The sequence below is a fragment of the Flagellimonas sp. L-11 genome (assembly GCF_056857735.1).
This window is the reverse complement of the sequence record NZ_JBSXNR010000080.1, coordinates 49,800-74,739: the sequence shown is the minus strand read 5'-3', so window position 1 is coordinate 74,739 and position 24,940 is coordinate 49,800. Positions and strand designations below refer to the sequence as shown.

Here is a 24,940-nt window from a genome sequence, read left to right as displayed (position 1 = left end):
ATGAAAAAACAATGGGCAATACTTATGGTTCTCACAGCACTATCCTTGCACGCTCATGCTCAATATGTGATAAGTAGTGTGGACGAGTTACAAAACTTAAAAAGCCTACCGCAAGAAAAGGTGTATTTACACCATACCGGCCCCATTGTGTTTACGGGAGAGTACCTGCACTATGCCTTTTATTGCTTCAATGCGCAGAACAACCGGGCCAGCAATGTAAGTTTTGTGGGTTATGTTGCCCTGGTAAACCAAAAAGGGGAATATGTGTTGGAACAGAAGGTGAGATTTCAAAAGGGCAAATCCCAAGGCGATTTCTTTGTCAATACCGACATACCTTCAGGAAATTACAAATTGCTCGGCTATACCCAATGGATGAAGAACAATGGGATGGAGCAAATATTTAAGGATGATTTGGTCATCATCAACCCCTACCAAGTAGATCAGTCGCAATTATTGTCCGATAATTCGGAAGAAGCTTCAATACACGCCGAAAAAATGAATAGGCCTATCGACTCGTCGGTTGTTCAAATAAAAATGGAGAGGGATGTCTTTGGGCCAAGGGAGCGAGTGGCCTTAAGCCTAAAAAACTACAAGGCGCGGTTGGGTCATGGAAATTACACGCTGAGGGTCCAAAAGAAGGATGGAATGGAGGTCCGGCACGCTGCAAATGCCATTTCCTACGCCAACGAATATTTTAATGCAAAGGGAGCATTGGATAAAACGGTTGGCGACAGTCTGTTTCTGCCGGAACAGCGCGGAGAGCTATTGTATGGAAAAGTGACCGATGGACAAGGAAGCCCTGTTTCCGATGCCAAAATGGTGGTGTCCGTTCCCGGTGAGGAATTTCTACTAAAATTTACCACAACGGACAATCATGGCAACTTCTATACCTATTTGAGAAAAAATTACAAACTGGGTAGGGCCATTGTGCAAGTTGCAGCAAACGCTCAAGACGTTGAGGTCTCTCTTGGTAAGGTTCCTAACCTTGATGCTTCCCAACTGACATTTAATCAATTCCATATAAAACCCGAATATTCCGAAGCTATTGCACAACGTAGCATACACAATCAATTGGAGAATCAATTTTATTCCGTAAAACCGGATTCCATTCTTCTGGGAACCCCCATAGATCCTTTTGATGGTGGTATGCCCGAAACCATAAAATTGGATGAGTTTACACGCTTTCGTACCTTTCAGGAGACGCTGGTGGAGGTACTCAACTATGCTGGGTATAGAAACAACCCCGATGGAAGCGATTACATTCGCATAGCCCAAGATTTTGAAACCTATAACGAAGAGGCCAACGATTTTCCTGCCATTGTGCTGTTTGACGGGGTTTATATTCCAGACCATGAAAAAATCAAGGACTTTGATGCTGGGAAAATACGATCCATCAGTTTGGTTCGAGATCAGTTTAGGATGGCAGGCAAGGTTTATCAAGGCATGATGGCGGTAAAGACCATAGATGGCGATTTTTTTGAAAACTATGCTCCTACCCATGGTATTAATGTTCCTATTGAAAAACCTATGTCTAAAAAGAATTATTTTAAGCAGCGTTATACTACGCAGCAAATGGGCAAGAGAATTCCCGATTACAGAAGAGTGTTGTTGTGGGAACCCCATGTTGAGGTAGGAGAGTCCGATTTACAGTTTGAGTTCTATACCTCTGACCTTACAGGGGAGTTTGAAGTGGTTTTGGACGGATTTACTTCTTATGGCAAACCAATAACCGTCTATAAAACCATTGTTGTAAAAAATACAAGTCAATAATTGTACCTTTAAAGCATTGCTTTTTAAAATCATATAAACCATGACAAGATCACTCCAAACATTGATCATATTTATTGCCCTAGTTATTTTTTACAGGGTTGATGTTTTTGCGCAAGCTCAATTGAATGCCGAAACGGTCAACGATTTAAAAAGCACCAAGCAATTTGCCATTGGGGTCAGCGATGAACGCCATTTTAAAGGCGCATTGAACATGTATGATCTTTTGATGGAAAACGGGGTAGAGATAGTCGATTACGAAGTCGTTGTTAAAGGAAAGGTCGTTGCCGAGTTGGTAAAGGGATCCAAATTGGAAACCTTTTTTCAAAAATACAAGTCCAAGGTGCGCGTTAGTATATGCAGTGTGGCCATGGAAAAATTAAATGTGTCGACGAAGCAACTTATCGACGGATTGGTGCCGGTACCAACGTGGTCTGTACGAATACTCCAACTTCAGGCCAAGGGGTATAATACATTGACGTATTAAACTACTTTAGTGACCAGTTAATCCTTTTAAGGAGAGGCATATGGATATTCTGCCGTTGCCTCACCCATTTTTTGGTACAATAAAGTAAATGCTTGTTTCCAACAAGCAAACTTGCGGTTGTAAACAATTTTCAGAGAAAAGAGATACCGTGGTTTCCACATATTATGGCGACTTTTTCAAAATCTGGCGGACCAGGAGGTAAATCGGCCAATTCCCTGAACATGATTTCAATTCCTGAGGGAAAGGCACTTGTGATCATTTTAGCCTTTTCAGTTCCAACAACCTTCCAAGAATGTGGAATATTTTTCGGGGCAAAGGCGGTATCACCAGCTTCCAAAACCGTGGTTTTCCCATCCACCATTATTTCAACTTGTCCTTTGATCACCCTGAAAATTTCATCTTCCTTTGTGTGAATATGGGGAGGAATACCAACTCCGGGACCTACATTGTCGACCCATTCCACAATTTGACCATTGGTGTCGCTACCGACCAGTTTATGGGTCTGGATATCCCCAATAACATTCAAAACATCGCCTTCGCTGTCCTTTATGATTTTTGGGCTGGGGTTGTTGGGAGATGCTGCTTTTTTGAATAGTTGTTTGCTGTTGGCGATTCCAGGAACCAAGGCGAGCCCAAGCCCCAAACCCGAAGTTTGAATGAATTTTTTTCTGTCCATGACATTTGGTTTGTTGTTTGGATAAAAATAAGGGGTGGGAGTTATTCGAATATTGTGAAAAACACGGCTATTCCTTGGATTTTCGGAAAATCAGCTTTTCCGAAGCTGGGATGGAGTGATTCCAGTATGCTTTTTAAAGAAATAGCTGAAATAGTCGGGCGAGGAAAATCCCAGCTCGTAGCCAACTTCTTTAATGGTCTTATCCGTGAATTTCAGGTTATGCCTTGCGCGCATGACCAGTTGTTCATCTATAAGATGCTTGGCATTGATGCCCAAAACTTCCTTGACACATTCATTTAAATATTTGTCGGATATATTGAGCTTTTTGGCGTAGTGGCCCACTTCATGATGTTCAGTAATGTTTTGGTCAATGCTTTTTTTGAACTTATAAACCAATGCAGACCTTGAATTGTTGTCCGTAATCACCGACTTGATGTTGCACTTACCGTCACAATAAACAAAAAAGGTATTTAAGAGGGAAAGTATAGCCTCTTCACGATGTTTTAAGTTAGTGCTGGGCAACTCGTCCATCATTTCAAGAATAGCTTTTATGCGTGTTTCTATACCTGGAGAAAGGTTGATTTTCGGTATTTCATTGCTGTTTAAAAGACGGACTTCAGTTATGTGGAGATTTTTGAAAGTGGGGTGGTTTAAAACACCTTTGGGAATATAAAGCACATACCCCGATGAAGTTGTAGTACCCTTCTTTAAGATTTTCCAGTCATGATCTGGGCTTAAGAAAAAAACAGCGTTCGATACATTGTTGTACAAAATCTTGTTTATTTCAATTGCCTCAGCACCATTTTGAACCCAACAAACAGCATAGCAACCACTGTTCTGATTGGATGTTGTTTTGTGTAGAATACGTGATATTTTAAGGGTGTCTATATTCATTTTTAAGCCGCCCAAAGTAGTGTTCACTCGATTAAAATCGGTTTTTTGTTCCTTCTTAGACAGGAAGTTACATAAAAAATGAAAGAAGATTTACATTTGGGTTAAAGTAAAGTAGGGGTTTTATTGATTGAATCAGCAAAAATCCTTCCATTTGCCCATTTAATTGGATAGTATGTAAACCAAATTTATTACTTAAAAGAGTTGCCCGAAGTTGACCTGCAAGAAAAGAGGCAAAGGTAAAGAGGTCTATTTCATGTGGATGTACCGCTTTGAAAAAATGGTTTTTAGGATAATTTAAGCCTACCTGTCCCTACACAGTCGATTGTACATTTTCTGCGCAAAAGTTGAGGACAAACGACTTTACGTTGTCCCAATCCGTATATTCATGATCACGGGAAGTATCTGTGCTGCCTCCCTCTTTTTTTGCAATCATTCGCATGATGAGCTTTTTAAAATAGTCGTATTGGGTATATTTTAATGCTCCTGCAAAATGGCGCACTTCATTGGGCTTCCATCCTGTTTTTGCGAAGAAATCCAAAGCAATTTTTTTGATTTCTTCGTGCTCCTTTTCTATGTTGGAAGCAATGGCCATGGAAACCGAGAAGAATGCGGAATGTTTTTTATTGAGAATGTCCAAATGTTGCATTACATAATTGGTCACGGAGCTTTGATATTTTTGCATGTGAACAGAGGCACCTATCAATACAACCTCAAAATGGGCAGGGGAAGGAGGCTCATCCGTGGCATCCGCAATAACCACCTTGTGGTCTCCTCCCTGAAGCACTTCTTCCATAAATCTGGAAATTTTTCGGGTCTGCCCCTCACTTGTGCCATATACAATTAGGATTTTCATTTTGTCTAATTTTAGTGATTCATATTTGGGTAACGATAATTACTTTGTGACTTCCTTTTCCATTATTTTTAGTAAGGTTGATGTACTTAACCACGTCTGTCCACATAATTCTTGCAGGACATTTCAAAACTCCAAATAGGTTTTATCTTAAATGTAAACTTACCCCCTTGCCTTGCGTGGCACAATGATTTAGGTCATTGTTGTAGACCAGCTTGCGCACTACCTTCATATAATCTAAAACATGAGTTATGAGACTAAAATATTTGGTGGGTTTGGCTTTTATGGCCATCCCATTTTTAATGGGCGCACAAACCCTTGAAACGATCAATGATCCTACAATTAAAATAAAGGAACTAACAGAAGTCGGGCCTTTCAGTGAAGGTTTGGCAGCCGTCCGGAAAGACGGTAAATGGGGCTTCATCGATATGGAAGGTAATTTAGCCGTAGATTTTAGGGATGACGTGGTATGGAATCAAAATGCGGATGAATCCCGTAATGATATCAAGGGCATCAAGTATCCGAAATTTAAAAATGGTCTATGTGCCATACAAATGATAAAGGATGAGGGAATCCCGTACTATGGTTTTATGAACACCCAAGGAAAGGTCGCAATCGAACCGGAGTATTTAAACGTTACCGGTTTTAAAGATGATAGGGCCATAGGAATCTATTGTAGAAGAACTTTCAGGGGGAAAAACGACTTCCAATTGAATATTTATGATTATGCCCTTACCGAAGTTGTGCTAAACAACATGGGTGAAATTATTTGGCCCATCAGCAAAAGGGAAGACATTTCTATGTCCAAAAGACGGTACCAGACACCAAACATGGCCGCATCCTTCATCTCGTCCGATCTGATACTGATAAAGACAGGTGACAATGATTTACAAATTTGCAAGATCAGTGAACAAACCCAGAAACCATAAAGGAACTGGACAATGCAACGGGTACAATTATAGCGGGGTGTCACAGGAGTAAGAACTATCAAAGTTTTCCTCCCCTGCATGGATAAACCTACCTTTTTTATAGCATTTGTGACAGTATTCTGTGTTGATACTGCCATCCCGGTTGGTGCCAAAATCGGTAAGGTGGTACATGGGCACGCCACAATGTTCGCAGATATTTGAAGGTTCCATGGTGTTATTTATCGGTATGGATCAATGATTTTCTTGAAGGGCTTCTATCACCCTCTTTAGTTTGTCCCGGACCTCCTCGGCAATGCCCATCAAAGCCTCGTTGTGAACCCCCATCATCGAAGCAATTGGGTTTACGGCGGCCACCTCTATGTTGCCCCCTTCGGCTTTACGTACTATAACATTGCACGGTAGCATGGTTCCAATCTTATTTTCAACCTGTAATGCTTTATGGGCAAACGATGGGTTACATGCTCCCAAAATTGTATAATTGGGAAAGTTTACATCCAATTTCTGCTTCAATGTATCACTGATGTCAATTTCAGTCAAAACCCCGAAACCTTCATTTTTAAGGGCTTGTGTTGTTTTTTGTATGGCTTTCTCGAAAGTGGTATCACTGAGAACGGTATTAAAGTAATATTCCATTTTTATCAGAATGAATTAATTAGGTAAATAATGTGGCACTGCTAAGGAAAATGGACGGAATTTAAATGGAAACAGGGAGCCTAAACTCCCTGTTTCTTCGAAAGGCTTGAGTTGCTTTCTGCCTTAAACTTTCTCTTTACCATCTTATTGCTAAAATGCTTAAGAACGCTTGTTCAGTGGACAATCCAAACCTTTCTAGTTTATGCATCTTCCCAGACCATAAACATTCTATGGGGTGTTTTTTATGGAGAGGAGGACGAATGTGGTTGATATTCAAATCCTCGTGCCTTAAAACACCTTTTATAACCGTTGGCTTTTTTTCCAATTGACTATTTTTTGTAGTCTTTGAAGAAACCGGGGCGTTTTAATGCCCCGGTTCCACAGAAGAAGTTATCCTATCCAACGCTCTTTTTCTTGTATAAACTACTTGTGTTTATCACTAAACGTTTTCGCAATTCCAAGAGGAGTCAAAGAATAGTTGTATCTCCTTCTGTATTTCTTACACCATTGGTTTTATCTTCAAAGAACGTATTGTATCGTAATCCTGGCACTAAATTAAGACGATTGTTGAGCTTGTGGAATGACCTGGGTCATCTTAGCGTTATTTTTCGAATTTTAACATTTTGGGCATTAATTTCTCCATCAAAATGTATTGCCCTGAAAGGATTGATGTAAACATCCATGCCTTACAATTTAATTGACAAACTTTTAGGCACGGCAAATATTTCCCTATGACTTGGGTCAGTCCATCAGATTCTCTGTATGCCAATTTTAGCAATAATCGTGCTGTTTTCAATGGCTTGTAAATGAGTCGGTTAAAATAATTTAGGGTGATCTGGGTCATTGTGCGAAGAACCTATCTCTACTAGTTTTGAATGTATCTATCTCTACTAGTTTTGAATGTATAGAGCGATAATTTAAAAGGATGGCTCAGCAGCCATTGAAGTATTAACAAAAACACTAAGATTATGAAAAAAATAGTATTGACCCTATTTTCCGTGGGACTCGCAATCTCTTTGCACTCCCAGATCATCAAAACGGAAGAATTGTCCGAGGTAATTGTGTATGCGACCAATTACAAGTATTTGAACAACATAGATACAGAGGAAGAAGCTTCCATACCTGTAGAAATGCTCAGAAGAAAAGTCGCAGCCTTCGATGTGAAAGATTCTGAATTCTATCAGGATGACTATGATCTGTACAACATCAATTTCTTTATCCCGGAAGGAAAAATCCTTGCCGCCTACGACAAAGACGGTAAAATCATCAGAACTGCCGAGAGGTTTAAAAACATTAACCTGCCAAATTCCGTAAAGAAGGCCATCTTGGATAGGTTTCCGGAATGGACCATTAGCAAGGATGTTTACCGGGTTACTTATCACAACGAAAAGGGCGTTTCCAAAAAATACAAATTGAAACTGGAAAATGGAGATAAGACGCTGCGGGTAAAAGTGGATGAAAAAGGTGAGTTTCTATAGAAACCGGGGTCGTCTTTGGTCTAATTATTAAACAATAAATCAATCGTTATGTCAGTATTAAAAGTCGTCGAAATCATGGGAAACTCAAAAGAGAGTTTTGAGGATGCCGTAAACAACATTGTCAAGGAGACATCAAAAACAGTGAGGAACATCAAGTCTGTTTATGTGAAGGACATGCAGGTTTGTGTAAAAAACAACCAAATTACCGAATACCGTGTGAATGCAAAGGTCACTTTCGGAATTGATGGGAATAATTCCTAGTTAGTCGGTTTTGTTTGTATGGTCCGTGCCGGTCTCCTGGCTTCGGACCATATAATTTGCAAGGGTTGACCTGTATTATTGTGGCCGGTGCAACCAATAACTGGATTTTTTAAAAAACAACAAGCTATGGCAACTACAGAAGTATTTGATGAACACGTATCGCAATACGAACAATGGTACGAGGACCATCCCGAAGTGTACCAATCCGAAATATTGGCACTACAAGAGCAGTTTTTGGAGCTGCCCCATAACATTAGGGGCATTGAGATAGGTCTGGGCACAGGAAGGTTCTCCGAACCTTTGGGTATCAAGGAAGGAATTGAGCCTTCGGTGGCAATGGCAAAAAAAGCGTTTGAAAGGGGCGTTGAGGTTATGAAGGGAAAAGCAGAGCACTTGCCCTATGCCGCCATGCAGTTTGATTTTGTGCTCTTCGTTACCATTTGTTACTTGAAAAACCTTAAGAAAGCCCTTTCCGAAGCGTATAGGGTGTTAAAGTCCGATGGAGCTATAATTATTGGTTTTTTGGATAGGGATCAAAGTGTTGCAAAAGCGTACATGACCAAAAGAGATCGAAGCAATTTTTACAAAACGGCCACTTTCCATTCGGTTGACCAAGTGGAACAATTGCTCAAAAATGTAGGTTTTAGGAACTTGGTGTATAACCAAACCCTTTTTGGAGATCTTGAGGACATAGAGGAAGTACAAATGCCCAAAAACGGCTACGGAACGGGGTCTTTTGTCACCGTTAAAGCGGTTAAGCCATGAATGGGTCGGTAAAATATAAGACAGAAATTGAGATAAAGATCTTGGCACCTTCGCTTGAAGTACTTTTAAGGGATAATCTTGGAATCATGAACGATATCCTGAAAAAGGGAGGATGTGACAAAGCGGGTCATTTTGACTGTCAAATGTGTACGGAGATTTCCACCGATAATGCGACCGACCTCTTGATCGATTTCCTCTCAGATACTCTTTCCCTTACCTATATGCAAAAAATCCTTTTCTGTAATGTTTATTTTGCCGAGCTTTCGGAGAATAGCATCTCGGCCCTGTTATATGGCAAATGGTTGGGTGGTTTTGATGAAAGGATAAGAGGGGTTTCTTATCTCGGCACCCATGTAAAAAGGAATGAAGAAAATGTTTGGGAAAGCCATGTCATTTTTGATATGTAGATGAGTGGCCAAATGTATCATTTAATTGAATGTCACATTTCCAAATATTAACTCGTCCGCCTCAGCAATTCTGAGGCTTCTTCTTCTGAGACCTGTTCAAATTCCGAATAGAACTGCCCAACTGCATGAAAGTTATGGGGAGTGGTCAGGCAGATTACCTCATCAATGTATTTATAATCCTGAAGGTTTTGGATGGCACCCAGAGGGGCTACAGGAACGGCCACTATGGTTTTTTGTGGATGCTGGTTTTGGACCAACTGGGCTGTTATTTTTATGGTATTTCCGGTGGCGATACCATCATCCACAATAATAATGGTCTTGCCCTTCAAAGATATGGGCTCTCTGTTCCGGTGGTACATTTCAAATCTGCTTTGAAGTTTTTTACGGATTCGTTCCGTTTCTTCAGTGATGTAGCTTTTGGCCACTCCATGGTCATTGGTGAGAACCACATTTTCCAAGCTTACCGCCCCAATGGCGTATTCCTTGTTGTAGGGGTGTCCAATTTTTTTGGAAAGGGCTACATCCAACGAGGCATTTAGGGCTTTGGCAATGATGACACCCAAGGGAAGCCCGCCTTTGGGTATGGCAAGTACCACTACATTCTGATTTTTGTATTTTTCAAGCCTTTCTGCCAATTGCAGTGCGGCATCTTCCCTGTCTCTAAACATGATCTTCTCTTTGCTTGAAATTTATAGATTCTTATAGCATTGGAATTTTAAGCATTACCCCCATAAATGGGGAGCAAAAAATGTCTTACACCGCGTCTTGCCCAATTTAAACGGAAAGTTAGGGCAAAGACCTGCCCACATCAATGACATTGGTCACTCACGGTAGTTGTTCTAGGGTGATTAAGATCATTTTCAAAGTGCATCCCAGCCATTATTTTTATTGAATCATCCTAAAAAGTGAACAAAGTGTACATACATTGTAGTTAACAGTTGCCCAAAAACCATGAGAGAGTTGAATTCCCTATTGAACAGTATTACCATGTTGACCCATACCATGGAATCGCAATACCCTGAACTGTACCACTTTTTGGACGAAGACCCCGTTACCCTTCCTGTGTTGGGCCATCCCAATGTTGGCAAAGAGGCCTTGGAGGACTATCTACAAAGTTTACAAGAACTGTTGGGGCATCATGTAAAAACCCATAATTATGGTATCCGTCCAACACAAAAAAAAGAACATCAAAAAAGGAAAACATGAAAGTGAAATGGTACAAAATAGTGGTTTGGATATTGATCGGTGCCTTGGTTCTTTTCTTTTTACTTGCAGTTTGGTACAAGAATATGTATGCGATGGACGCTGCGGAACCATACGCGATGTATTCATAAACTTTTGACAAGAAACTGCTTATTGCAACACAGAGTAGTACTTTCAAGGATTCTCTGGTTCGCAAAAAACAGATAATGTGCGGTAAGGTTTTGGAAATGACCTAAGTCATGGTTTGGTCGCTTCTTATATTCTAATTTTGGTGGACATATCCAAATAGATGTAATATGAAAAAGGTATTGCTTCCAACTGATTTTTCCCAAAATGCAAAAAATGCCATTAGCTATGCTTTAAAGCTATATAAGGATACACCATGTACCTTTTACTTATTGCACGCTTATGGCATTCCCGTGTACAGTATTGAAAATTGGACGATGGATTTCCACGAATCAAACCCGATAGCCCATTACCAAAAGGAAACAATGGATCAACTAAATGCATTGAAGGAAGAACTGGAAGCTGACCATGCAAACCCCAAGCACCAATTTGTATTGCAAGGAGCCTTCAATCAACTCGTGGATGAAATAGGGGAAGTGGTAAAAAAAGAAGGAATAGACTTGATTGTGATGGGAACAAAGGGGGTCACGGGAGCCAAGGAATTGCTGTTTGGCAGTAATACCGTCCATGCCATTAAAAAAGCAAAATGCCCACTTATAGCAGTCCCTGGGGAATTTAAATACGAAAGCCCTAAACAGATCTTATTTCCTGTGGATTTTGAGGTTGATTATGATAAAAAAATAATTGAGGAACTTCTTTATTTGGCAAGTGAAAATAAGGGGAACATCAATATCCTGCATATTTCAACCGGTAATAGTATGACAGAATTCCAGATGAGGAACAAGAAAAAGCTCGACCAACTTTTAAAACCACATACCTATATATTTCATGAAACACCTGTCAATGGGGTTATAGAGGGTATCAATGACTTTCAAAAAAAGGACAGGATAAACCTTTTGGCTATGATCATGAACAAGCATACTTTTTTGGAAAGCCTGTTCATCCGGCCGGTTATCAGAAAAATAGGTATGCATCTCAATATCCCTTTTATGGTCTTGCCCCATCTCGAAGGGAAGTAAACACAAGACATGGTTTCCACCATAGTTGAGGGGATTATTTCAAAATACCATGAAACGCACATCCAATGCACAGCAGTTGCTCCAGGCAAGGTACTTGCTCAGGAACCCTTCGGGAAAAATTATTGAAACGCCCCATGGGCTTTTTAAGAGAGTAGCCAAACATGTTGCAAGTGTAGAGGAGAAGAATAAAGCCGGCTGGGAGGGTACATTTTACGATTTGATGGTCAATCTCCACTTTTTGCCCAACTCACCGACCTTGATGAACGCAGGATTGCCCAAAGGACAGTTGAGTGCATGCTTTGTGCTTCCGGTAGAGGATAGCTTGGACGGTATTTTTAGCACACTGAAGAGCACAGCCCTGATCCATCAAAATGGAGGGGGTACAGGGTATAATTTTTCCAAGCTTCGGCCCCGCGGAGACAGAATTCTATCTTCCGGAGGGACCTCCTCGGGCCCCATCGCCTTTATCAAAATATACAACACGGCCACGGAGCATGTAAAACAAGGCGGTAAAAGGAGAGGAGCCAATATGGGAATCCTAAATGTGGACCATCCGGATATTGAAGCATTCATTTTGGCAAAATCCGAAGGCAATACACTCCAAAACTTCAATCTTTCCGTGGGTATCACCGATAATTTTATGAAAGCGGTAAGCGCCAATGCGGATTGGAACCTGATCAGTCCAAGAACAGGAGAAGCAACAAAAGCCATCAGGGCGAAATCCTTATGGGAACTGATTGTTTCCCAAGCATGGAAAACCGGGGATCCCGGGCTTATTTTTTTGGATACGATCAATAAACATAACCCAATTCCCGACCAAGGTATTATCCAAAGCACCAATCCCTGTGGGGAAGTGCCCCTTCTTGAATATGAAAGCTGTAATCTGGGTTCCCTTAACCTCTCCAAAATACTAAAAACAGATAATGGTAAAAGAAGGGTTGATTGGGATATGCTCGAAAAGACCATCGAAGCCTCAATGAGGTTTCTGGACAATGTAATTTCAGCAAACCATTATTTACTGCCCCAGATTGAGACCCAGACCACGAATACCCGTAAGGTGGGACTGGGCGTGATGGGCTGGGCGGAAATGCTGGCCCGATTGGAAATCCCCTATGCCTCTGTGGAAGCTGTCGAACTGGGAGAAAAAATCATGCAGTTCATTCAATCCAAAAGTTATGCTGTATCCGAATCCCTTGCAGGGGAACGAGGCGTGTTTCCCAAATGGTCAAATAGCGTTTTCCATCCAAACAGACCCATGAGAAATGCCACCTGCAACAGCATTGCCCCTACGGGAAACATTTCGATCATCGCGGATACTTCATATTCCATAGAGCCCTTGTATGCCGTTGGATATCGTCGCGTTGGAATCATGGGGAACAAAACCCAGACCGAGATAAACCCCTTTTTTGTAGAAAGTATGAAGGCACTTGGGCTATGGACGGAAAAGTTGAAATCGGAGGTGTTGGAAACGGGAAGTGTCCAGCACTCGAAAATGGTTCCAAAAGAGCTCAAAAAGTTGTTCGAGACCAGTTTGGAGATACCCTGGCAATATCATTTGCGCCACCAACGTGCCTTTCAAAAATATACGGACAATGCCGTGTCAAAGACCATAAACCTGTCCAGAGAAACCCCAGTGGAAACCGTTTCGGAGATATATTGGAACGCTTGGGAATATGGTTTGAAGGGAATCACCATATACAGGGACGGCAGCAAAGCGGATCAAGTTTTGCAAGCCTGTAGGCTGAACAGGAGCCCCAATTGCTGAAGAACCTTCATAGCTTATTTGTTCCTTCTCCCAACACTTCTATTGCTTCGTCCCCTGTCCGCATTGTTCTGATTGTGATACCGCCTGATATCATCCTCGTAGTAATTCCTGATGCGTTCATACCTAGATCGGTTCAAGTCTTGTGTACGATACCGGGGTGGCAATACTTTTCTCCTTAACCATACCCCACCATCCAAATAAATGTAAGTTCTGGCAGATAAATCGTAATAAATGCTCAATTCCGGGAAATAAACATATCGTACCGTCTCCACCCTATTTGGGTAAAACCAGGGTGGGGGAGGGTCTGCCAAATTGTGCGAAACCAATACCGGGCCACAACCCTGCATTGCCATAAACAATAGGAACATTCCTGCGTATGACCAAATTCTTTTCATGGTATTCCATTTTAGTAAGACAAAGTAATGTAAAGGAGAGCCCAGGAAAAATGATCCAGATCATTCCACGAAAGCATTGGACGGGATAGTTTTGGGATAGAACATTAAACGGTTAATAATCATGGAAAAAGTAACTATATACAACAGTGACCTGCATTTTGAACACAAACAGTGGAATTCAGAACTTGCTTTTTGGAAAGATGAGCTGAAATCGTTCAACCTTCGCTTGAATGAATTGGTAAACCGATGGACCAAAAAGGAGGTGCTCCAAAAATTGGAACACTACCAAAACGAGTTCACGCTCCACAAAGGTGTCATCGAAAAACTTCAGGAAGAAATACAAATCCATGAAACAAGCATAGCGGCCCAAGAAAGTACGGGCAGGCTCGCACTGGATACCATTCTGGTCAAGAATCATTCTGATTTCCGAAAGAAAATGGAAGAACAGCGACAGATCTATGCAGATTTGAAGAAGGAATTCTTTCGATTCTTGTCGCAACACATGTAAAAATAACAGCTTGTCATGGCCGATTCCCCATGTGCGGACAAAATTTGGGAAGTTGTATTTGCTGATTGATGGAAGGTCCAATACTTCATAAAACCAGTTGACCTTCAACCTAGATGACGGTTTTTATGATAGCCGTCATTTCAGCGCCCGTTTTGCCAAGCTATTTTTGAGTATGGAAGACTTGGCAATTCCCATGAAGGTTAAGGAAAGGACCAAACTCTTTTTTAAAGAGGTAGGCAGTCTTTCCCATTTTGCGGGCCGTTTTTTTAAACAGGCCCTGAACCCTCCATTCGAATTCAAGGAATTGTTGAGGCAATGTTACCAAGTGGGGAACAGGTCCCTGCTCTTGGTGATGGCCACAGGTTTTATCATCGGTCTGGTACTTACCTTACAATCCAGGCCAACACTCATAGAATTTGGGGCTGTTTCTTGGATGCCCAACATGGTAGGGATTTCCATAGTGCGTGAAATTGGCCCTGTGATTACCGCCCTGATCTGTTCGGGCCGGATAGCTTCTGGTTTTGGTGCAGAACTCGGTTCCATGCGGGTCACGGAGCAGATAGATGCCATGGAGGTTTCGGGCACCAATCCCTTTAAATATTTGGTAGTGACCCGTATTTGGGCCGCTACGCTCATGCTTCCCTTGCTGGTCATTTTTGGGGATCTGGTAGCTCTTTATGGTTCCTCGCTCGTGGAAAACATGAAGGGGGATGTCTCCTTCAGGTTGTATTTCAACACGGTTTTTGATGCACTCTCCTTCGGAGACCTGGTGCCAGCGACCATCAAGTCCTTTTTCTTTGGGTTTGTCATTGGTCTTACAGGCTGCTACAAGGGATATAACTCGGATAAGGGGACCGCAGGGGTGGGTGTTGCGGCAAATTCGGCCGTGGTCATGGCATCCCTGCTCTTGTTCGTGGTCGATTTCATTGCTGTTTTTGTTTCTGATATTTTTTATGAGCTATGATGGAAAGACAAGAGCAAATTGAAACAAGGACCGATTTTGGAACCAATGGGAACCAAGTCATCAAGATCAAAGACCTCCACATCAGTTTTGGGGACAACCATGTGCTAAAAGGGTTCAATATGGTTTTGAAGAAGGGGGAAAACTTGGTGGTTATGGGAAAATCCGGTTCGGGCAAGTCCGTGCTGATCAAGTGCATGGTAGGGCTCATCAATCCAGATCAGGGCTATGTGGAAGTTCTTGGTGAGGACATCAGTACCCTGGACCAGCATGCTTTGGATGAACTCCGCTCCAATATCGGGTTCCTTTTTCAAGGGAGTGCCCTTTACGACTCCATGACGGTGCGGGAAAACCTGGAATTTCCCATGCGAAGGCACAGGAATAAATTTGGTGCAGATCAAGATACGCTTCCGTTTGTTATGGAAGCCTTGGAGAATGTTGGCTTGGCCCACACCTTGGATTTGATGCCCGCTGAATTATCGGGAGGAATGAAAAGACGGGTTGCTTTGGCCCGAGCGATTATTTTAAGGCCAAAATTGATCATGTACGATGAGCCCACCAGTGGATTGGACCCCATAACAGCAAAGGAAATCATCGAGTTGATGCGGAACATCCAAAAAAAGTATGGCACCTCGGCTTTGATCATTACCCACGATGTGGATTGTGCAAGGGTTGTTTCGGAACGGATGGTCTTGCTGGTGGATGGAACAAATTATGCCGAGGGCACTTACAGGGAACTGTTGGCATCGTCGGACCCTATGGTAAACGCATTTTTTAAAAAGTAATATGGCTTCTAAAACTTCTTCTGAAAATTTAAGGCTAGGCATCTTCGTGGTGGCCGGAACTTTACTGCTGCTCATCGCGGCCTATCTTATTGGAAACCGACAGAACATGTTTGTGAAAACCTTCACCCTCAGCGCTGTTTTCAAAAATGTGAACGGATTACAAAATGGCAACAATGTGCGCTTTTCGGGCATTAACATTGGTACGGTAAACCGAATGGAAATGGTGAACGATACCACCATTTATGTTTACATGACCATTGAGGATAAAATGCGCGATCACATCAGAAAAAATGCCATTGCCACAATAGGCTCCGATGGTTTGGTGGGCAGCATGTTAGTGAACATCGTTCCAAGTGTGGGAAAGGCCGATTTGGTGCAAAACGGAGATGAACTCCAATCGTACAGTAGGATTTCATCCCAAGATATGCTCAGTACGCTCAACGTTACGAACGAAAATGCAGCTTTGTTGACATCCAATCTTTTGAAGGTGACCCAATCCTTGATGGAAGGAAAAGGGGTTTTGGGCCGTTTGCTCAATGATACGGTGATGGTAAAGGACTTACAGGGGATCATAAAAAATCTTGAACGGAGTAGCCATCATGCCAATACCACACTCATGGAACTGGAGACCATTGTGGGACAAATTGATATGGAAGAAAGTGTTGCCGGGGTAATACTGACTGATACCGTGGCAGCTGAAAATATCAGAAGCAGCATTGAAAATTTGGAGACATCAAGCGCAGAAATTAGGCAAATGACCCGCGAGCTGACCAAACTGGTCCAAGGTATGGACACGGAGGAAGGGATGCTCCATTTGGTATCCCAAGATACGACTATGGCGAAGCTTCTTATGAAGACAATGCACAACATAGAAGAGGGAACGGATAAGTTCAACCAGAATATGGAGGCCCTAAAACACAACTTTTTAACGAGGAGGTATTTTCGGAAACTGGAAAAAGAAAAGGCCAAGGCCCAAAAAGATTGAAGGGTTATTTAATCGAAAGGAATTCCCCGCATGCTTGCATCGGGGTTTCCATTGCAACTGTCATTCCCGTGAAAACGGGAATCCAATAATGGAATTTCGGTTTTTGACCCTGGCGTCAAAATGGGATGAGTGAAATACCCCCTGTGGCATGCCCTTGGGATAGTTGGTTTCAAAAGATCTTTATTATTAGGTTTCCCCATCTGCGCTTGATGAAATCACACCATATCGTCGAAATCGGCGATACGCTTCAACCTATCCTTGTCCAATAGCGTGAGTTTTCTCCGCTTGTCGGTGCCTACCAGACCAATTTCCCTGAACTTGGTGAGGGTCCGAATGGCTGTTTCCTTGGCCACCCCGATCATGGAGGCAAAATCTTCCCGAAGCATATCCACGCCCTTATGATGGTCATCTTTCAAGATTCCTTTTTCGTGAAGTTCCAACAATGCTTTTGCCGCTCGTCGATCTACGGAGGAATAGGCAATATCCAGCAATCTTCCCTGTAAATGGGCCATATTGTTGGAAATGATCTCAAGAAATTTATTGGCGACTTCCTTGTCCTGATAGACCAAGTGGATGAAATCCTCTTTCGGAATACCCAGAACGGTGGCATGCTCCATGACAATGGCCGTTTCGAGATAGGTGCCCCCGTTGCCCAAAAGAGAGAGCTGCCCCACGAAGTCCCCGGGACCATAAAGTCCAGTGATCATTTCTTTGCCTTCCTCGGTGCCCCTGTAAGTTTTGATATTTCCCTCCTCTATAAAATAGAGGAAATGTGCGGCATTCCCTTCCCTGTAAATTACCTCCCTGTCACGGAAAGATTGGGATTCCCTATCTTGTGAGGTGAGCTCTTTGCCCAGATATTCCGATGCTTCCTTGAAAAAATGGTTGATTCCAACGGGTGTTTTGGAGAAATGTTGGTGGATAAAACTGCTTTTTTTCAACCGCATTGCTATGGCATCCAAGAGTTCATGGGTTTCATAGGGTTTGTAGATGTAATCATCCGCCCCTAAGTTCATTCCCATTCTCATATCCTCTTTTCTGTCCTTGGCGGTCAAAAAGATAAAGGGAATCTTGGAAGTCCTCGGATCTTTGCCCAAGACTTCCAGTACGGTATATCCATTGGCCTCGGGCATCATAATGTCGCTTATGATGAGGTCAGGGAGATGTTCCAACGCCATTTGGATACCAGATCTGCCATTGGCAGCACCCAAAACGCCATAATTGGCCATTTCAAGGATTTCCATAGTGTTCTCTCGGAACTCCTCATGATCTTCGATTACCAGTATTTTTTTCATTTGTGTAGTGTTTTTTGGGAAACTCCAGTTTAAAGGTGCTTCCATGGTTTTCCTTGCTTTCAAATCCTATCTTTCCGCCCATGAGTTCCACATACATTTTGACAATGTGCAGACCCAGGCCGGTCCCGGCAATGTTTACACTGTTCTTGGCCCTGAAGAACCGCTGAAAAAGATGTTTTTGGTCATCTTCCGGAATTCCTATCCCATGATCGATCACCCAAAGCTTAACATGGAGTTCATTGTCCTCAATTTTTAAAAGGATGGGTTGGTCTTCATCGGAGTATTTGATGGCATTGTTGAGCAGGTTCGAGAGCACTAGGTGCATAAGCTTGGGATCTAAAAAGGTTTCCAATTCAGCTTTTTCACATTCCAGAAAGATGGATTGCTCTTTTTTCTTTCCTATTTTCAATTTTTCAATCAAAGACCTTGAAAAATGGAGCAGGTCAAAATATTCGGGCGAGGCCTTGGTCTCTCCCTCGTCCAATTTGGTCACCGAAAGAAAATCGTTGAGTATGTTGACCAATTGACGAACATTCGACTTTATCTTTTCCAAGTGGACCAAACGTCTCTCGCCCTTGTCGGGGTTGTTCAGCTTTTCGATGAGTGAAGCAGAGGATAGGATAACACTCAGCGGTGCCCTGAACTCATGCGAGGCTGTGCTGATGAACTGGGTCTTTAGCTCGCTCAGTTCCCTTTCCTTGATAAGGTTTTGGAGCATTTTTCCCTCATTTCGTTTTCGGTCGGATATGTTGAACAGGACAAGAAGCGCAAGGGACGCCTTTCCATTTTCTATGAACAAGGGCGTGGTATTCACAATATAGTTCCTTTTTTGGTACTCTATCTCAAAACTTAAGTGTTTCCCTCTTAATGTTTGTTTAATGCAGGTCAACAAGAGTGACTTGCTCTTGATCGAAAAACCATCGAGGTTGTTTATGGACAGTTCTTGGTTTGAACGGATTTGTTTTTGAAGGAATTTTAGTTCGGCTCCTTCCACAAAGCTTATCTGCATTTGTTCATTCACCAAAATGATGGCACCCCTTGGAAACTTCTGTGCAATGGCCAAAAGCATGGCTTCTTGTATTTCAGCCCTTTTTCTGGCATTTTGGGCATCTGCTATCTGAACGTTCAGTTCAAAGTTTGTTGCTCTCAACTCCTTAAGGATTTGTTCCAAGTCTTTATTACGCAGCTCCACCTGTTTTTCCAAACCTTTGGATCGTGCTTCCAAACGTTCTTGGTTCATTTGGAGCCTTTTTCTGATCTTGTCCTGTTCAATGGCCAAACCTACAAGTCCCGCCATCTCATCCACTAAATCTTCCTTCTGAGGGGAACTCAGGAATCCATCGGGATAGAAAATGGACAAAGCCCCTACAATGTTGTCATCGGCATCCAAGATGGGGGTGGAACCGATGGATTTGATGCCTGCTTCAATCAATGTAGCTTGATGTTTGGACCATGATGGCTCCTCCAAGATATCAGTAATACTTTCTTTCTTTTTAGAGCTTATGGCCCGTATACATGGACAGGCATCGGAAGTCCCCAAAATTTGATCCATGGCCTTGGCGATGGCAGGGTGTATTTTGTTGCCAGAGACCCTTTTGATGGCCTGTGCGCTGTCATCATATAAACAAATAGCGACAGTGCCGATTCGCATTTGTTGTTCCAGTGCGTCTTGAATCCGGTCAAAAATATCTGGCAACGGCTTTTTTTTGATGATCATTTCCAGCACATCGTTCTTCGCCTTTCTCAGTAATTCAAGGTTTTTTCGTTCCGTTATGTCATTTTGAATCACTATAAAATGACTGGTTTCACCATGGAGGTCCCGAATCGGGGTAATGGACAGCTCGTTCCAGAACAGGGTGCCATCTTTCTTGTAATTATGGATTTCCACATGGCATGAGGACTGGGTTGATAGTGCTTCGCGGATGATTTGAATTTCCTGCTGTTGGCATTCGTCACTCTGTAGGAAATTGTAATTTTTACCGATGACCTCCTCGCTGGTATAGCCCGTAATTTTTTCAAAAGCCTTGTTGACATAAATGATGGGAAACTGTTTAGGTTTGGCATTTGCTATGACGATACCGTTCCGTACCTCATCCAAGGCCCTCTCCTTGATAACATTGATGTTGCCACCCATGATTTGGGCAGTAATATCTTGCATATATCCTTCCAGAAATGCCGTGCCTTCTTTTTTTTCAACTGCAACTCCAGTTTCGCTGATCCAGTGAATCTTTCCTTCCTTATCGATTATCCGATATTTCAACTGGAACTTTTCGTTTTTTGCCAAGGCTATTTCTACAGTGTTCCAGACATCATCCTTGTCCATGGGATGAATCAGGGATGCCCATCTAATGCCACCTGTCCTGCAAAATTCCTCTGGCCAATATCCTGTAATCCATCTACACTCATTACTGATGAACTGCATAGTTCTATCAGAATCGTTCTCACAGCGAAATACAATGCCCGGAAGGTTTTCCACCAACGTCCTCAGTTTTCGGTCACCCTCAAACATAGGATACGATCGTTTTTCTTCTTTGGAATTTCGCCGTTTCATTTAAATAGGTGGTTTTTTAGGTCATAACAGTGAATTATAGCAAATGGATTCCTTGATTCCCCTTCAGTTTTTAAAAACATGGATCATTTTTATGGACTGATGGGTGTTCAAAACTTTCAAGAATCAATAAAAAGAATATTACCAAATATAGCATACACTTTCCTGTGTTGCTATGATAATAATCATGTTCAAAAGCGTTCATTTATTGGTGTAAATATCTGGAAACCAGTTTTTTTTGAGGTGTTCAAATGAATGGCTTTAAGGTTGTTCGGCCACAAGCCAAGATGCATTGTTTTGGAAGCTGGAAGAAGCGACATGAACCTATTTGAAAAGGCATGACCAAGGGGTAGGGCAAAGGCATTGTTTTGCATGGTATGGATAGAAGCAAATACAAAAAAACCCATTGCAGAAATTTAGGAATGAAAGGTCGGGATAACTGCAATGGGGATTGGTTACAAGGTGTATCTATGAGACTTGGATCACCTTGGGTTTCTGTTTTTTGGCTTCCTCTTTTTTGGACAGCTTAAAACGGAGTATACCATCATTGTATTTTGCATTTACAGTATCGTCCACGATGGTATCCGGCAATTGGACGGAACGTTCAAAGGAATTGTGGCTGAACTCCCTACGGGTATAATTTGCCTTTTTCTCTTCCTCTGAAGTCGATTTTTCTGCGGAAATGTTCAAACATCCGTTCTCAATGGTTACTTTGAAATCCTTCTTGTCAAAACCCGGTGCTGCAAGTTCAATTTCATAATCATTGTCGGTCTCTTTGATGTTCATGGCCGGAATCATGCTTTTTCCGTTCCAAAATCTATCTTTTAAGAGGTCGGAATCCCATACTTCGTCTTCAAAGAAATCATCAAGATCGAAAAAATTGGATTTGATCAGGTTTCCAAAGGGTCTGCTTCTAAATTTAACTAATGACATGACACATTTTTTTTAGGTTATATAAAATATTTTACAACTAAGTGGAACTAAATTAGATACAACCTCCCTCTGGTGGAATGATGTGCGTCACCCAAGAAGGAGAAAGGTAATGGTTTGATAGTTTTTATTGCACAATGATTTCGCCGTCTTCCAACTGAACGATACGGTCGGTGCGTTTGGCAAAATCCTCATCATGGGTGACCACCAAGAGCGATAGTCCTTGTTCTTCCTTGAGTTTTTTGAAGATGTTGAACACATTTTCAGAGTTTTGGCTGTCCAAATTTCCAGTGGGTTCATCTCCCATCAAAATGGTGGGATCGTTGATCAATGCCCGTGCGATGGCCACGCGTTGTTTTTCCCCTCCAGAAATCCGAGAAGCACGCTGGTGCGCCAAATGGCCTATATGGAGCATTTCAAGTTTTTGCTGGGCATTGCGTTCAATCTCGGCAAGAGGTTTTTCGCCGAGTTTTTTGGCAGGCAACATCACATTTTCCAAAACACTGAATTCGGACAGCAAATAGTGGAACTGGAACACAAAACCGATATTCTTGTTGCGGATGCGGGACAGTTCCCTTTGGGATTTGCCCGTTACTAGGTCATTATTGAGGTGCAATTGCCCTGTATAATCCGTGTCCATAGTGGAAAGAATATACAACAATGTGGATTTTCCAGATCCTGACTTTCCCATGATGGAGGCGAACTCACCTTTTTTTATCCCAAAGGAGATGTTCTTGAGCACGTGAAATTCCTTAGGCTTGTGAAAATATTTGTTGATATCCTTGGTTTCCAATACAAATTCCATAAACGCGGGTTCAGGTTCCTCTGATGATTTTTACAGGATCGATATTTTTGGCCCTGTTGGAGGGCAAATAGCCCGCAACAAAGGTTGACAAAAGGGCAAAAATGATCCCAATGACATAATAGGTCGGATCGTAATTTACAGGATAAGTGGTGATGGTGGGCAGCGCCTCCGTCTCAAAAGGGGTCTGGTCGATAAGTTTTGAGAGCACAAACCCGATCAACAGTCCCAAAATGCCACCTGCGATACCAATGATCATGGCCTGCCCCATAAAGATAAGTTGCACGTCCGTTCCAGAAAATCCGGTCGCCTTGAGTATGGCAATGTCCTTCATTTTTTCATAAATGAGCATGTTCAAGATGTTGTAAATACCAAATCCGGCCACAATGAGCAGGGTGATGGAGACGGCATAAGTGATAAGGTTCCTGATGTTCGATCCCGTTTCAAACTGAGCGTTGGCCTCGTTGATTCCCATGGCCTTGACATTGAACTGTTTTTCCAATTGTTCCGCCATCGATTGGGCCTCTGTAATGTCCAGCAATTTGATGTTGATATCCGTGACATAATTCTCTGCTTCCCCCAAAATGCGCTGCACGGTCTTCAGGTTGGTGAAACTCTGTATATTGTCCACTTCTGCAATGCCACTTTGGTAAATGCCCACTATTTTCAAGGGAAATATATTTCCGGACACCGTACTTATCTGCACCCTGTCACCAAGCGATAAAGACATTTTTTCGGCAAGCCCGGATCCCAATAGAATACCATTCTCATTATTTTTCAAGGCTTCGGGGGAGCCTTCCACAATATTGTCCCGTAGGTTGGACAACCTGACTTCTTCCATGATATCTACCCCGATAAGGTTACCACCCAGCTCCATGGAACCGGATATATAAAAGATCTGTGCCCTGAGCTGTGGAGTTGCCCCATCCACGTTTGGCTGTTTTTTCAGATAATTAAGAATGGGAAGGGCATTGTGGATCTTTTTTTGGCTCAATTTGGGTTTTATGGAGTGCACCACGTTAAATGCATTGTTGAAATCGTCATAAAGGGCGATGGGTTGTTCAGGGGAGGGACGGATCTCGTTATAGATGTGAATGTGGGGAGTTTGGTTCAGTACCAGATCATCCAACATGGTGTTCAGTCCTGTCATGAAACTTACTAGGGTGATGTAGGAGCCTATCCCGAAGGTGACCCCCAGTGTGGCAGTCACGGTGGATTTCATCTTGGTGAGAAGATGGGTCTTGGCTATGCCCAATATCACGTTCCAATTGATCATGGTTCAGGTTTGTATATGGCCGTGTTTTCGTTGATTCCGTCCAGAATCTCCACTAGAACCATGTTTTCAAGTCCGATGGTTACAGATGTTTCACCCTCATCCGTAAGCACTTTGGACCCATTGATCAAATATGTTTTTGGAATGACAAGGGTCTCTTTTTTTTCGGCAATGACAATATTCCCCTCTCCGGAAAGGCCGGGATACAAGGTTTCCGGTGGGTCATTGAACAATGCTTCTACCTTGAAAGTTTGTGAACGTTCATCTTTTCTGGGGTAGATTTTGTCCAAGGTACCTTCAAAAACGGTTTCTCCATAGGAGTCTAGCGTGATAAATACCTTCTGCCCGATATGGAGTTTCACGATATCCACCTCGTCCACCAACAACTCCACAACAAACATATCGCTTTTGCCTATGGTTGCCACAGGCTCCACGGTATTCACAATTTCCCCCGGATTTTTGTAGAGCGCATACACCGTTCCGTTTATTTTGCTCTTGATGGTGAAATCGTTGGTGGTCGTGAGTGAGGTTTTATAATTGTTCTCGGCCTGTCTAAGTTGGGTTTCCAGTTGGTTTTTGGCCTGATCGAATTTCTTTTTTAGGAGTTCCAGCTGGTTTTGGGATAGTTCATAGGCCAGTTTTTTGTTGTCAAACTCCACTTTGGAGCCAATGTTTTGGTTCCAGAGTTTTTTTTGACGGTTATAGTTTATGGAATCGTTTTTGAGCTGGAGTTTTGCCGCTTGGATTTCATCCTCGATACTGCTCAGTACTGCCGCAGTGCCACTGTAATTTTTTTTGGCCAATTCGAGGGCCAATCGGGCATTTTTCTGGTTCAGTTCCGGGGAGGTGTTGGTGATTTGTAGTATCTGGTCTCCCTTAGCCACTTTATCCCCTTCTTCCACCCAGATTTTGTCCAGAATGCCCATGGCCACGGAATACGCCTGATACATGCTGTCAGGCTGTACGGTTGCGGAAGCATAAACGGATTCGGTCATCGGGAGTTTTTCTGGATATATTTGCTCCCTTTTTTTGGCACAAGAGCATAGGAGGAAAGAGAAGATGGTAAACAGCAAAAAGTATTTCATTGCAATAGGCATGGGATATTGCTCAAATTACCAATAAAATACCGATTTGAAATATGAGCAAGATCAGTAAACATATCATAATCCAACTCGATACTGATTCAAATGATTGCGAG

28 protein-coding genes are annotated in these 24,940 nt (G+C 42.4%); 15 read left to right on the top strand and 13 right to left on the bottom strand.

Annotated features, from left to right (window positions below; translation table 11 throughout):
* Nucleotides 1-1,770, top strand: a complete 1,770-nt coding sequence (locus AC13CC_RS16545) for a carboxypeptidase-like regulatory domain-containing protein (RefSeq protein WP_482877070.1) — start codon at nucleotides 1-3, stop codon at nucleotides 1,768-1,770.
* A 40-nt stretch (nucleotides 1,771-1,810) separates the two neighbouring features.
* On the top strand, nucleotides 1,811-2,254 hold the full coding sequence (locus tag AC13CC_RS16540) for a hypothetical protein (protein ID WP_326278031.1): 444 nt from the start codon (nucleotides 1,811-1,813) through the stop codon (nucleotides 2,252-2,254).
* A 130-nt stretch (nucleotides 2,255-2,384) separates the two neighbouring features.
* Here the strand turns inward: AC13CC_RS16540 and AC13CC_RS16535 are convergent, their stop codons facing one another.
* From AC13CC_RS16535 to AC13CC_RS16525, 3 genes are all read right to left on the bottom strand, one after another.
* A complete protein-coding gene (locus AC13CC_RS16535) occupies nucleotides 2,385-2,930 on the bottom strand; it encodes a cupin domain-containing protein (protein ID WP_326278030.1) in 546 nt (181 codons plus the stop codon).
* 90 nt (nucleotides 2,931-3,020) lie between these two features.
* The gene (locus AC13CC_RS16530; protein ID WP_482877068.1) at nucleotides 3,021-3,824 is read right to left on the bottom strand and encodes a helix-turn-helix domain-containing protein; all 804 of its coding nucleotides are present in this window, start codon (nucleotides 3,822-3,824) and stop codon (nucleotides 3,021-3,023) included.
* A gap of 310 nt (nucleotides 3,825-4,134) precedes the next feature.
* A complete protein-coding gene (locus AC13CC_RS16525; RefSeq protein ID WP_326278028.1) occupies nucleotides 4,135-4,677 on the bottom strand; it encodes a flavodoxin domain-containing protein in 543 nt (180 codons plus the stop codon).
* A 248-nt stretch (nucleotides 4,678-4,925) separates the two neighbouring features.
* Between AC13CC_RS16525 and AC13CC_RS16520 the strand changes: the two genes are divergently transcribed.
* Entirely contained in the window at nucleotides 4,926-5,603 is a 678-nt protein-coding gene (locus AC13CC_RS16520) for a WG repeat-containing protein (RefSeq protein WP_326278027.1), read from the top strand.
* Between the two features lie 27 nt (nucleotides 5,604-5,630).
* Here the strand turns inward: AC13CC_RS16520 and AC13CC_RS16515 are convergent, their stop codons facing one another.
* On the bottom strand, nucleotides 5,631-5,813 hold the full coding sequence (locus AC13CC_RS16515; protein ID WP_482877066.1) for a zinc ribbon domain-containing protein: 183 nt from the start codon (nucleotides 5,811-5,813) through the stop codon (nucleotides 5,631-5,633).
* 21 nt (nucleotides 5,814-5,834) lie between these two features.
* Nucleotides 5,835-6,236: a DUF302 domain-containing protein gene (locus tag AC13CC_RS16510; protein ID WP_482877065.1), complete on the bottom strand. Its 402-nt coding sequence runs from the start codon at nucleotides 6,234-6,236 to the stop codon at nucleotides 5,835-5,837.
* 968 nt (nucleotides 6,237-7,204) lie between these two features.
* Between AC13CC_RS16510 and AC13CC_RS16505 the strand changes: the two genes are divergently transcribed.
* From AC13CC_RS16505 to AC13CC_RS16490, 4 genes are all read left to right on the top strand, one after another.
* A complete protein-coding gene (locus AC13CC_RS16505; RefSeq protein WP_482877064.1) occupies nucleotides 7,205-7,714 on the top strand; it encodes a nicotinate-nucleotide adenylyltransferase in 510 nt (169 codons plus the stop codon).
* A 48-nt stretch (nucleotides 7,715-7,762) separates the two neighbouring features.
* Nucleotides 7,763-7,975, top strand: a complete 213-nt coding sequence (locus AC13CC_RS16500; protein WP_326278023.1) for a dodecin family protein — start codon at nucleotides 7,763-7,765, stop codon at nucleotides 7,973-7,975.
* 126 nt (nucleotides 7,976-8,101) lie between these two features.
* Nucleotides 8,102-8,740 carry a class I SAM-dependent methyltransferase gene (locus tag AC13CC_RS16495; protein WP_326278022.1) on the top strand — a complete coding sequence of 213 codons (639 nt, stop codon included), beginning with the start codon at nucleotides 8,102-8,104 and terminating at the stop codon, nucleotides 8,738-8,740.
* Entirely contained in the window at nucleotides 8,737-9,147 is a 411-nt protein-coding gene (locus AC13CC_RS16490; RefSeq protein WP_482877063.1) for an archease, read from the top strand. Before AC13CC_RS16495 ends, AC13CC_RS16490 begins: the two co-directional genes overlap by 4 nt.
* A 47-nt stretch (nucleotides 9,148-9,194) precedes the next feature.
* Here the strand turns inward: AC13CC_RS16490 and AC13CC_RS16485 are convergent, their stop codons facing one another.
* The gene (locus AC13CC_RS16485) at nucleotides 9,195-9,815 is read right to left on the bottom strand and encodes a phosphoribosyltransferase (protein WP_482877061.1); all 621 of its coding nucleotides are present in this window, start codon (nucleotides 9,813-9,815) and stop codon (nucleotides 9,195-9,197) included.
* 283 nt (nucleotides 9,816-10,098) lie between these two features.
* Here AC13CC_RS16485 and AC13CC_RS16480 point away from each other — a divergent pair, with 283 nt between their 5' ends.
* From AC13CC_RS16480 to AC13CC_RS16465, 4 genes are all read left to right on the top strand, one after another.
* Nucleotides 10,099-10,353 (top strand): hypothetical protein, encoded by a 255-nt coding sequence (locus AC13CC_RS16480; RefSeq protein ID WP_326278019.1) that lies wholly within the window; start codon nucleotides 10,099-10,101, stop codon nucleotides 10,351-10,353.
* Nucleotides 10,350-10,481 (top strand): hypothetical protein, encoded by a 132-nt coding sequence (locus tag AC13CC_RS16475; RefSeq protein ID WP_326278018.1) that lies wholly within the window; start codon nucleotides 10,350-10,352, stop codon nucleotides 10,479-10,481. The genes AC13CC_RS16480 and AC13CC_RS16475 overlap by 4 nt, the downstream gene beginning before the upstream one ends.
* Nucleotides 10,482-10,646: 165 nt before the next feature.
* A complete protein-coding gene (locus AC13CC_RS16470) occupies nucleotides 10,647-11,495 on the top strand; it encodes a universal stress protein (protein WP_482877059.1) in 849 nt (282 codons plus the stop codon).
* A 49-nt stretch (nucleotides 11,496-11,544) separates the two neighbouring features.
* Nucleotides 11,545-13,260: an adenosylcobalamin-dependent ribonucleoside-diphosphate reductase gene (locus AC13CC_RS16465; RefSeq protein WP_482877058.1), complete on the top strand. Its 1,716-nt coding sequence runs from the start codon at nucleotides 11,545-11,547 to the stop codon at nucleotides 13,258-13,260.
* 14 nt (nucleotides 13,261-13,274) lie between these two features.
* Here the strand turns inward: AC13CC_RS16465 and AC13CC_RS16460 are convergent, their stop codons facing one another.
* Nucleotides 13,275-13,655, bottom strand: a complete 381-nt coding sequence (locus AC13CC_RS16460; protein WP_482877057.1) for a hypothetical protein — start codon at nucleotides 13,653-13,655, stop codon at nucleotides 13,275-13,277.
* 121 nt (nucleotides 13,656-13,776) lie between these two features.
* Between AC13CC_RS16460 and AC13CC_RS16455 the strand changes: the two genes are divergently transcribed.
* From AC13CC_RS16455 to AC13CC_RS16440, 4 genes are all read left to right on the top strand, one after another.
* Complete coding sequence (locus tag AC13CC_RS16455; RefSeq protein ID WP_482877055.1) at nucleotides 13,777-14,163, top strand: hypothetical protein; 387 nt, start codon at nucleotides 13,777-13,779, stop codon at nucleotides 14,161-14,163.
* Between the two features lie 172 nt (nucleotides 14,164-14,335).
* Entirely contained in the window at nucleotides 14,336-15,127 is a 792-nt protein-coding gene (locus AC13CC_RS16450; protein WP_482877136.1) for an MlaE family ABC transporter permease, read from the top strand.
* On the top strand, nucleotides 15,127-15,909 hold the full coding sequence (locus tag AC13CC_RS16445; protein ID WP_482877134.1) for an ABC transporter ATP-binding protein: 783 nt from the start codon (nucleotides 15,127-15,129) through the stop codon (nucleotides 15,907-15,909). The genes AC13CC_RS16450 and AC13CC_RS16445 overlap by 1 nt, the downstream gene beginning before the upstream one ends.
* A gap of 1 nt (nucleotide 15,910) precedes the next feature.
* Nucleotides 15,911-16,894: an MlaD family protein gene (locus tag AC13CC_RS16440; RefSeq protein ID WP_482877053.1), complete on the top strand. Its 984-nt coding sequence runs from the start codon at nucleotides 15,911-15,913 to the stop codon at nucleotides 16,892-16,894.
* 215 nt (nucleotides 16,895-17,109) lie between these two features.
* On the opposite strand, the gene AC13CC_RS16435 is transcribed toward AC13CC_RS16440, so the two are convergent.
* The 6 genes from AC13CC_RS16435 to AC13CC_RS16410 all read right to left on the bottom strand — a co-directional run bounded on the left by AC13CC_RS16435 (nucleotide 17,110) and on the right by AC13CC_RS16410 (nucleotide 24,827).
* Nucleotides 17,110-18,189 (bottom strand): response regulator, encoded by a 1,080-nt coding sequence (locus tag AC13CC_RS16435; RefSeq protein WP_293168527.1) that lies wholly within the window; start codon nucleotides 18,187-18,189, stop codon nucleotides 17,110-17,112.
* A complete protein-coding gene (locus AC13CC_RS16430) occupies nucleotides 18,158-20,740 on the bottom strand; it encodes a sensor histidine kinase (RefSeq protein WP_482877051.1) in 2,583 nt (860 codons plus the stop codon). Before AC13CC_RS16430 ends, AC13CC_RS16435 begins: the two co-directional genes overlap by 32 nt.
* A 465-nt stretch (nucleotides 20,741-21,205) precedes the next feature.
* A complete protein-coding gene (locus tag AC13CC_RS16425) occupies nucleotides 21,206-21,670 on the bottom strand; it encodes an Hsp20/alpha crystallin family protein (RefSeq protein ID WP_293168523.1) in 465 nt (154 codons plus the stop codon).
* Between the two features lie 124 nt (nucleotides 21,671-21,794).
* Nucleotides 21,795-22,472, bottom strand: coding sequence for an ABC transporter ATP-binding protein (locus AC13CC_RS16420; RefSeq protein WP_293168521.1), 678 nt, complete (start codon nucleotides 22,470-22,472; stop codon nucleotides 21,795-21,797).
* 10 nt (nucleotides 22,473-22,482) lie between these two features.
* Nucleotides 22,483-23,745: an ABC transporter permease gene (locus AC13CC_RS16415; RefSeq protein WP_326278009.1), complete on the bottom strand. Its 1,263-nt coding sequence runs from the start codon at nucleotides 23,743-23,745 to the stop codon at nucleotides 22,483-22,485.
* Nucleotides 23,742-24,827, bottom strand: a complete 1,086-nt coding sequence (locus AC13CC_RS16410; RefSeq protein ID WP_482877050.1) for an efflux RND transporter periplasmic adaptor subunit — start codon at nucleotides 24,825-24,827, stop codon at nucleotides 23,742-23,744. The genes AC13CC_RS16415 and AC13CC_RS16410 overlap by 4 nt, the downstream gene beginning before the upstream one ends.
* Nucleotides 24,828-24,940: the final 113 nt, after the last annotated feature.

Excerpts from the sequence above, each read along its gene's own strand:
- AC13CC_RS16545 (WP_482877070.1), top strand. The coding sequence starts at position 1 with ATGAAAAAACAATGGGCAATACTTATGGTTCTCACAGCACTATCCTTG.
- AC13CC_RS16515 (WP_482877066.1), bottom strand. The coding sequence starts at position 5,813 with ATGGAACCTTCAAATATCTGCGAACATTGTGGCGTGCCCATGTACCAC.
- AC13CC_RS16435 (WP_293168527.1), bottom strand. The coding sequence starts at position 18,189 with ATGAAAAAAATACTGGTAATCGAAGATCATGAGGAGTTCCGAGAGAAC.
- AC13CC_RS16470 (WP_482877059.1), top strand. The coding sequence starts at position 10,647 with ATGAAAAAGGTATTGCTTCCAACTGATTTTTCCCAAAATGCAAAAAAT.
- AC13CC_RS16510 (WP_482877065.1), bottom strand. The coding sequence starts at position 6,236 with ATGGAATATTACTTTAATACCGTTCTCAGTGATACCACTTTCGAGAAA.
- AC13CC_RS16420 (WP_293168521.1), bottom strand. The coding sequence starts at position 22,472 with ATGGAATTTGTATTGGAAACCAAGGATATCAACAAATATTTTCACAAG.
- AC13CC_RS16475 (WP_326278018.1), top strand. The coding sequence starts at position 10,350 with ATGAAAGTGAAATGGTACAAAATAGTGGTTTGGATATTGATCGGTGCC.
- AC13CC_RS16495 (WP_326278022.1), top strand. The coding sequence starts at position 8,102 with ATGGCAACTACAGAAGTATTTGATGAACACGTATCGCAATACGAACAA.
- AC13CC_RS16455 (WP_482877055.1), top strand. The coding sequence starts at position 13,777 with ATGGAAAAAGTAACTATATACAACAGTGACCTGCATTTTGAACACAAA.
- AC13CC_RS16410 (WP_482877050.1), bottom strand. The coding sequence starts at position 24,827 with ATGAAATACTTTTTGCTGTTTACCATCTTCTCTTTCCTCCTATGCTCT.
- AC13CC_RS16445 (WP_482877134.1), top strand. The coding sequence starts at position 15,127 with ATGGAAAGACAAGAGCAAATTGAAACAAGGACCGATTTTGGAACCAAT.
- AC13CC_RS16425 (WP_293168523.1), bottom strand. The coding sequence starts at position 21,670 with ATGTCATTAGTTAAATTTAGAAGCAGACCCTTTGGAAACCTGATCAAA.
- AC13CC_RS16490 (WP_482877063.1), top strand. The coding sequence starts at position 8,737 with ATGAATGGGTCGGTAAAATATAAGACAGAAATTGAGATAAAGATCTTG.
- AC13CC_RS16530 (WP_482877068.1), bottom strand. The coding sequence starts at position 3,824 with ATGAATATAGACACCCTTAAAATATCACGTATTCTACACAAAACAACA.
- AC13CC_RS16465 (WP_482877058.1), top strand. The coding sequence starts at position 11,545 with ATGAAACGCACATCCAATGCACAGCAGTTGCTCCAGGCAAGGTACTTG.
- AC13CC_RS16440 (WP_482877053.1), top strand. The coding sequence starts at position 15,911 with ATGGCTTCTAAAACTTCTTCTGAAAATTTAAGGCTAGGCATCTTCGTG.
- AC13CC_RS16480 (WP_326278019.1), top strand. The coding sequence starts at position 10,099 with ATGAGAGAGTTGAATTCCCTATTGAACAGTATTACCATGTTGACCCAT.
- AC13CC_RS16460 (WP_482877057.1), bottom strand. The coding sequence starts at position 13,655 with ATGAAAAGAATTTGGTCATACGCAGGAATGTTCCTATTGTTTATGGCA.
- AC13CC_RS16535 (WP_326278030.1), bottom strand. The coding sequence starts at position 2,930 with ATGGACAGAAAAAAATTCATTCAAACTTCGGGTTTGGGGCTTGGGCTC.
- AC13CC_RS16525 (WP_326278028.1), bottom strand. The coding sequence starts at position 4,677 with ATGAAAATCCTAATTGTATATGGCACAAGTGAGGGGCAGACCCGAAAA.
- AC13CC_RS16520 (WP_326278027.1), top strand. The coding sequence starts at position 4,926 with ATGAGACTAAAATATTTGGTGGGTTTGGCTTTTATGGCCATCCCATTT.
- AC13CC_RS16505 (WP_482877064.1), top strand. The coding sequence starts at position 7,205 with ATGAAAAAAATAGTATTGACCCTATTTTCCGTGGGACTCGCAATCTCT.
- AC13CC_RS16500 (WP_326278023.1), top strand. The coding sequence starts at position 7,763 with ATGTCAGTATTAAAAGTCGTCGAAATCATGGGAAACTCAAAAGAGAGT.
- AC13CC_RS16540 (WP_326278031.1), top strand. The coding sequence starts at position 1,811 with ATGACAAGATCACTCCAAACATTGATCATATTTATTGCCCTAGTTATT.
- AC13CC_RS16415 (WP_326278009.1), bottom strand. The coding sequence starts at position 23,745 with ATGATCAATTGGAACGTGATATTGGGCATAGCCAAGACCCATCTTCTC.
- AC13CC_RS16485 (WP_482877061.1), bottom strand. The coding sequence starts at position 9,815 with ATGTTTAGAGACAGGGAAGATGCCGCACTGCAATTGGCAGAAAGGCTT.
- AC13CC_RS16450 (WP_482877136.1), top strand. The coding sequence starts at position 14,336 with ATGGAAGACTTGGCAATTCCCATGAAGGTTAAGGAAAGGACCAAACTC.
- AC13CC_RS16430 (WP_482877051.1), bottom strand. The coding sequence starts at position 20,740 with ATGAAACGGCGAAATTCCAAAGAAGAAAAACGATCGTATCCTATGTTT.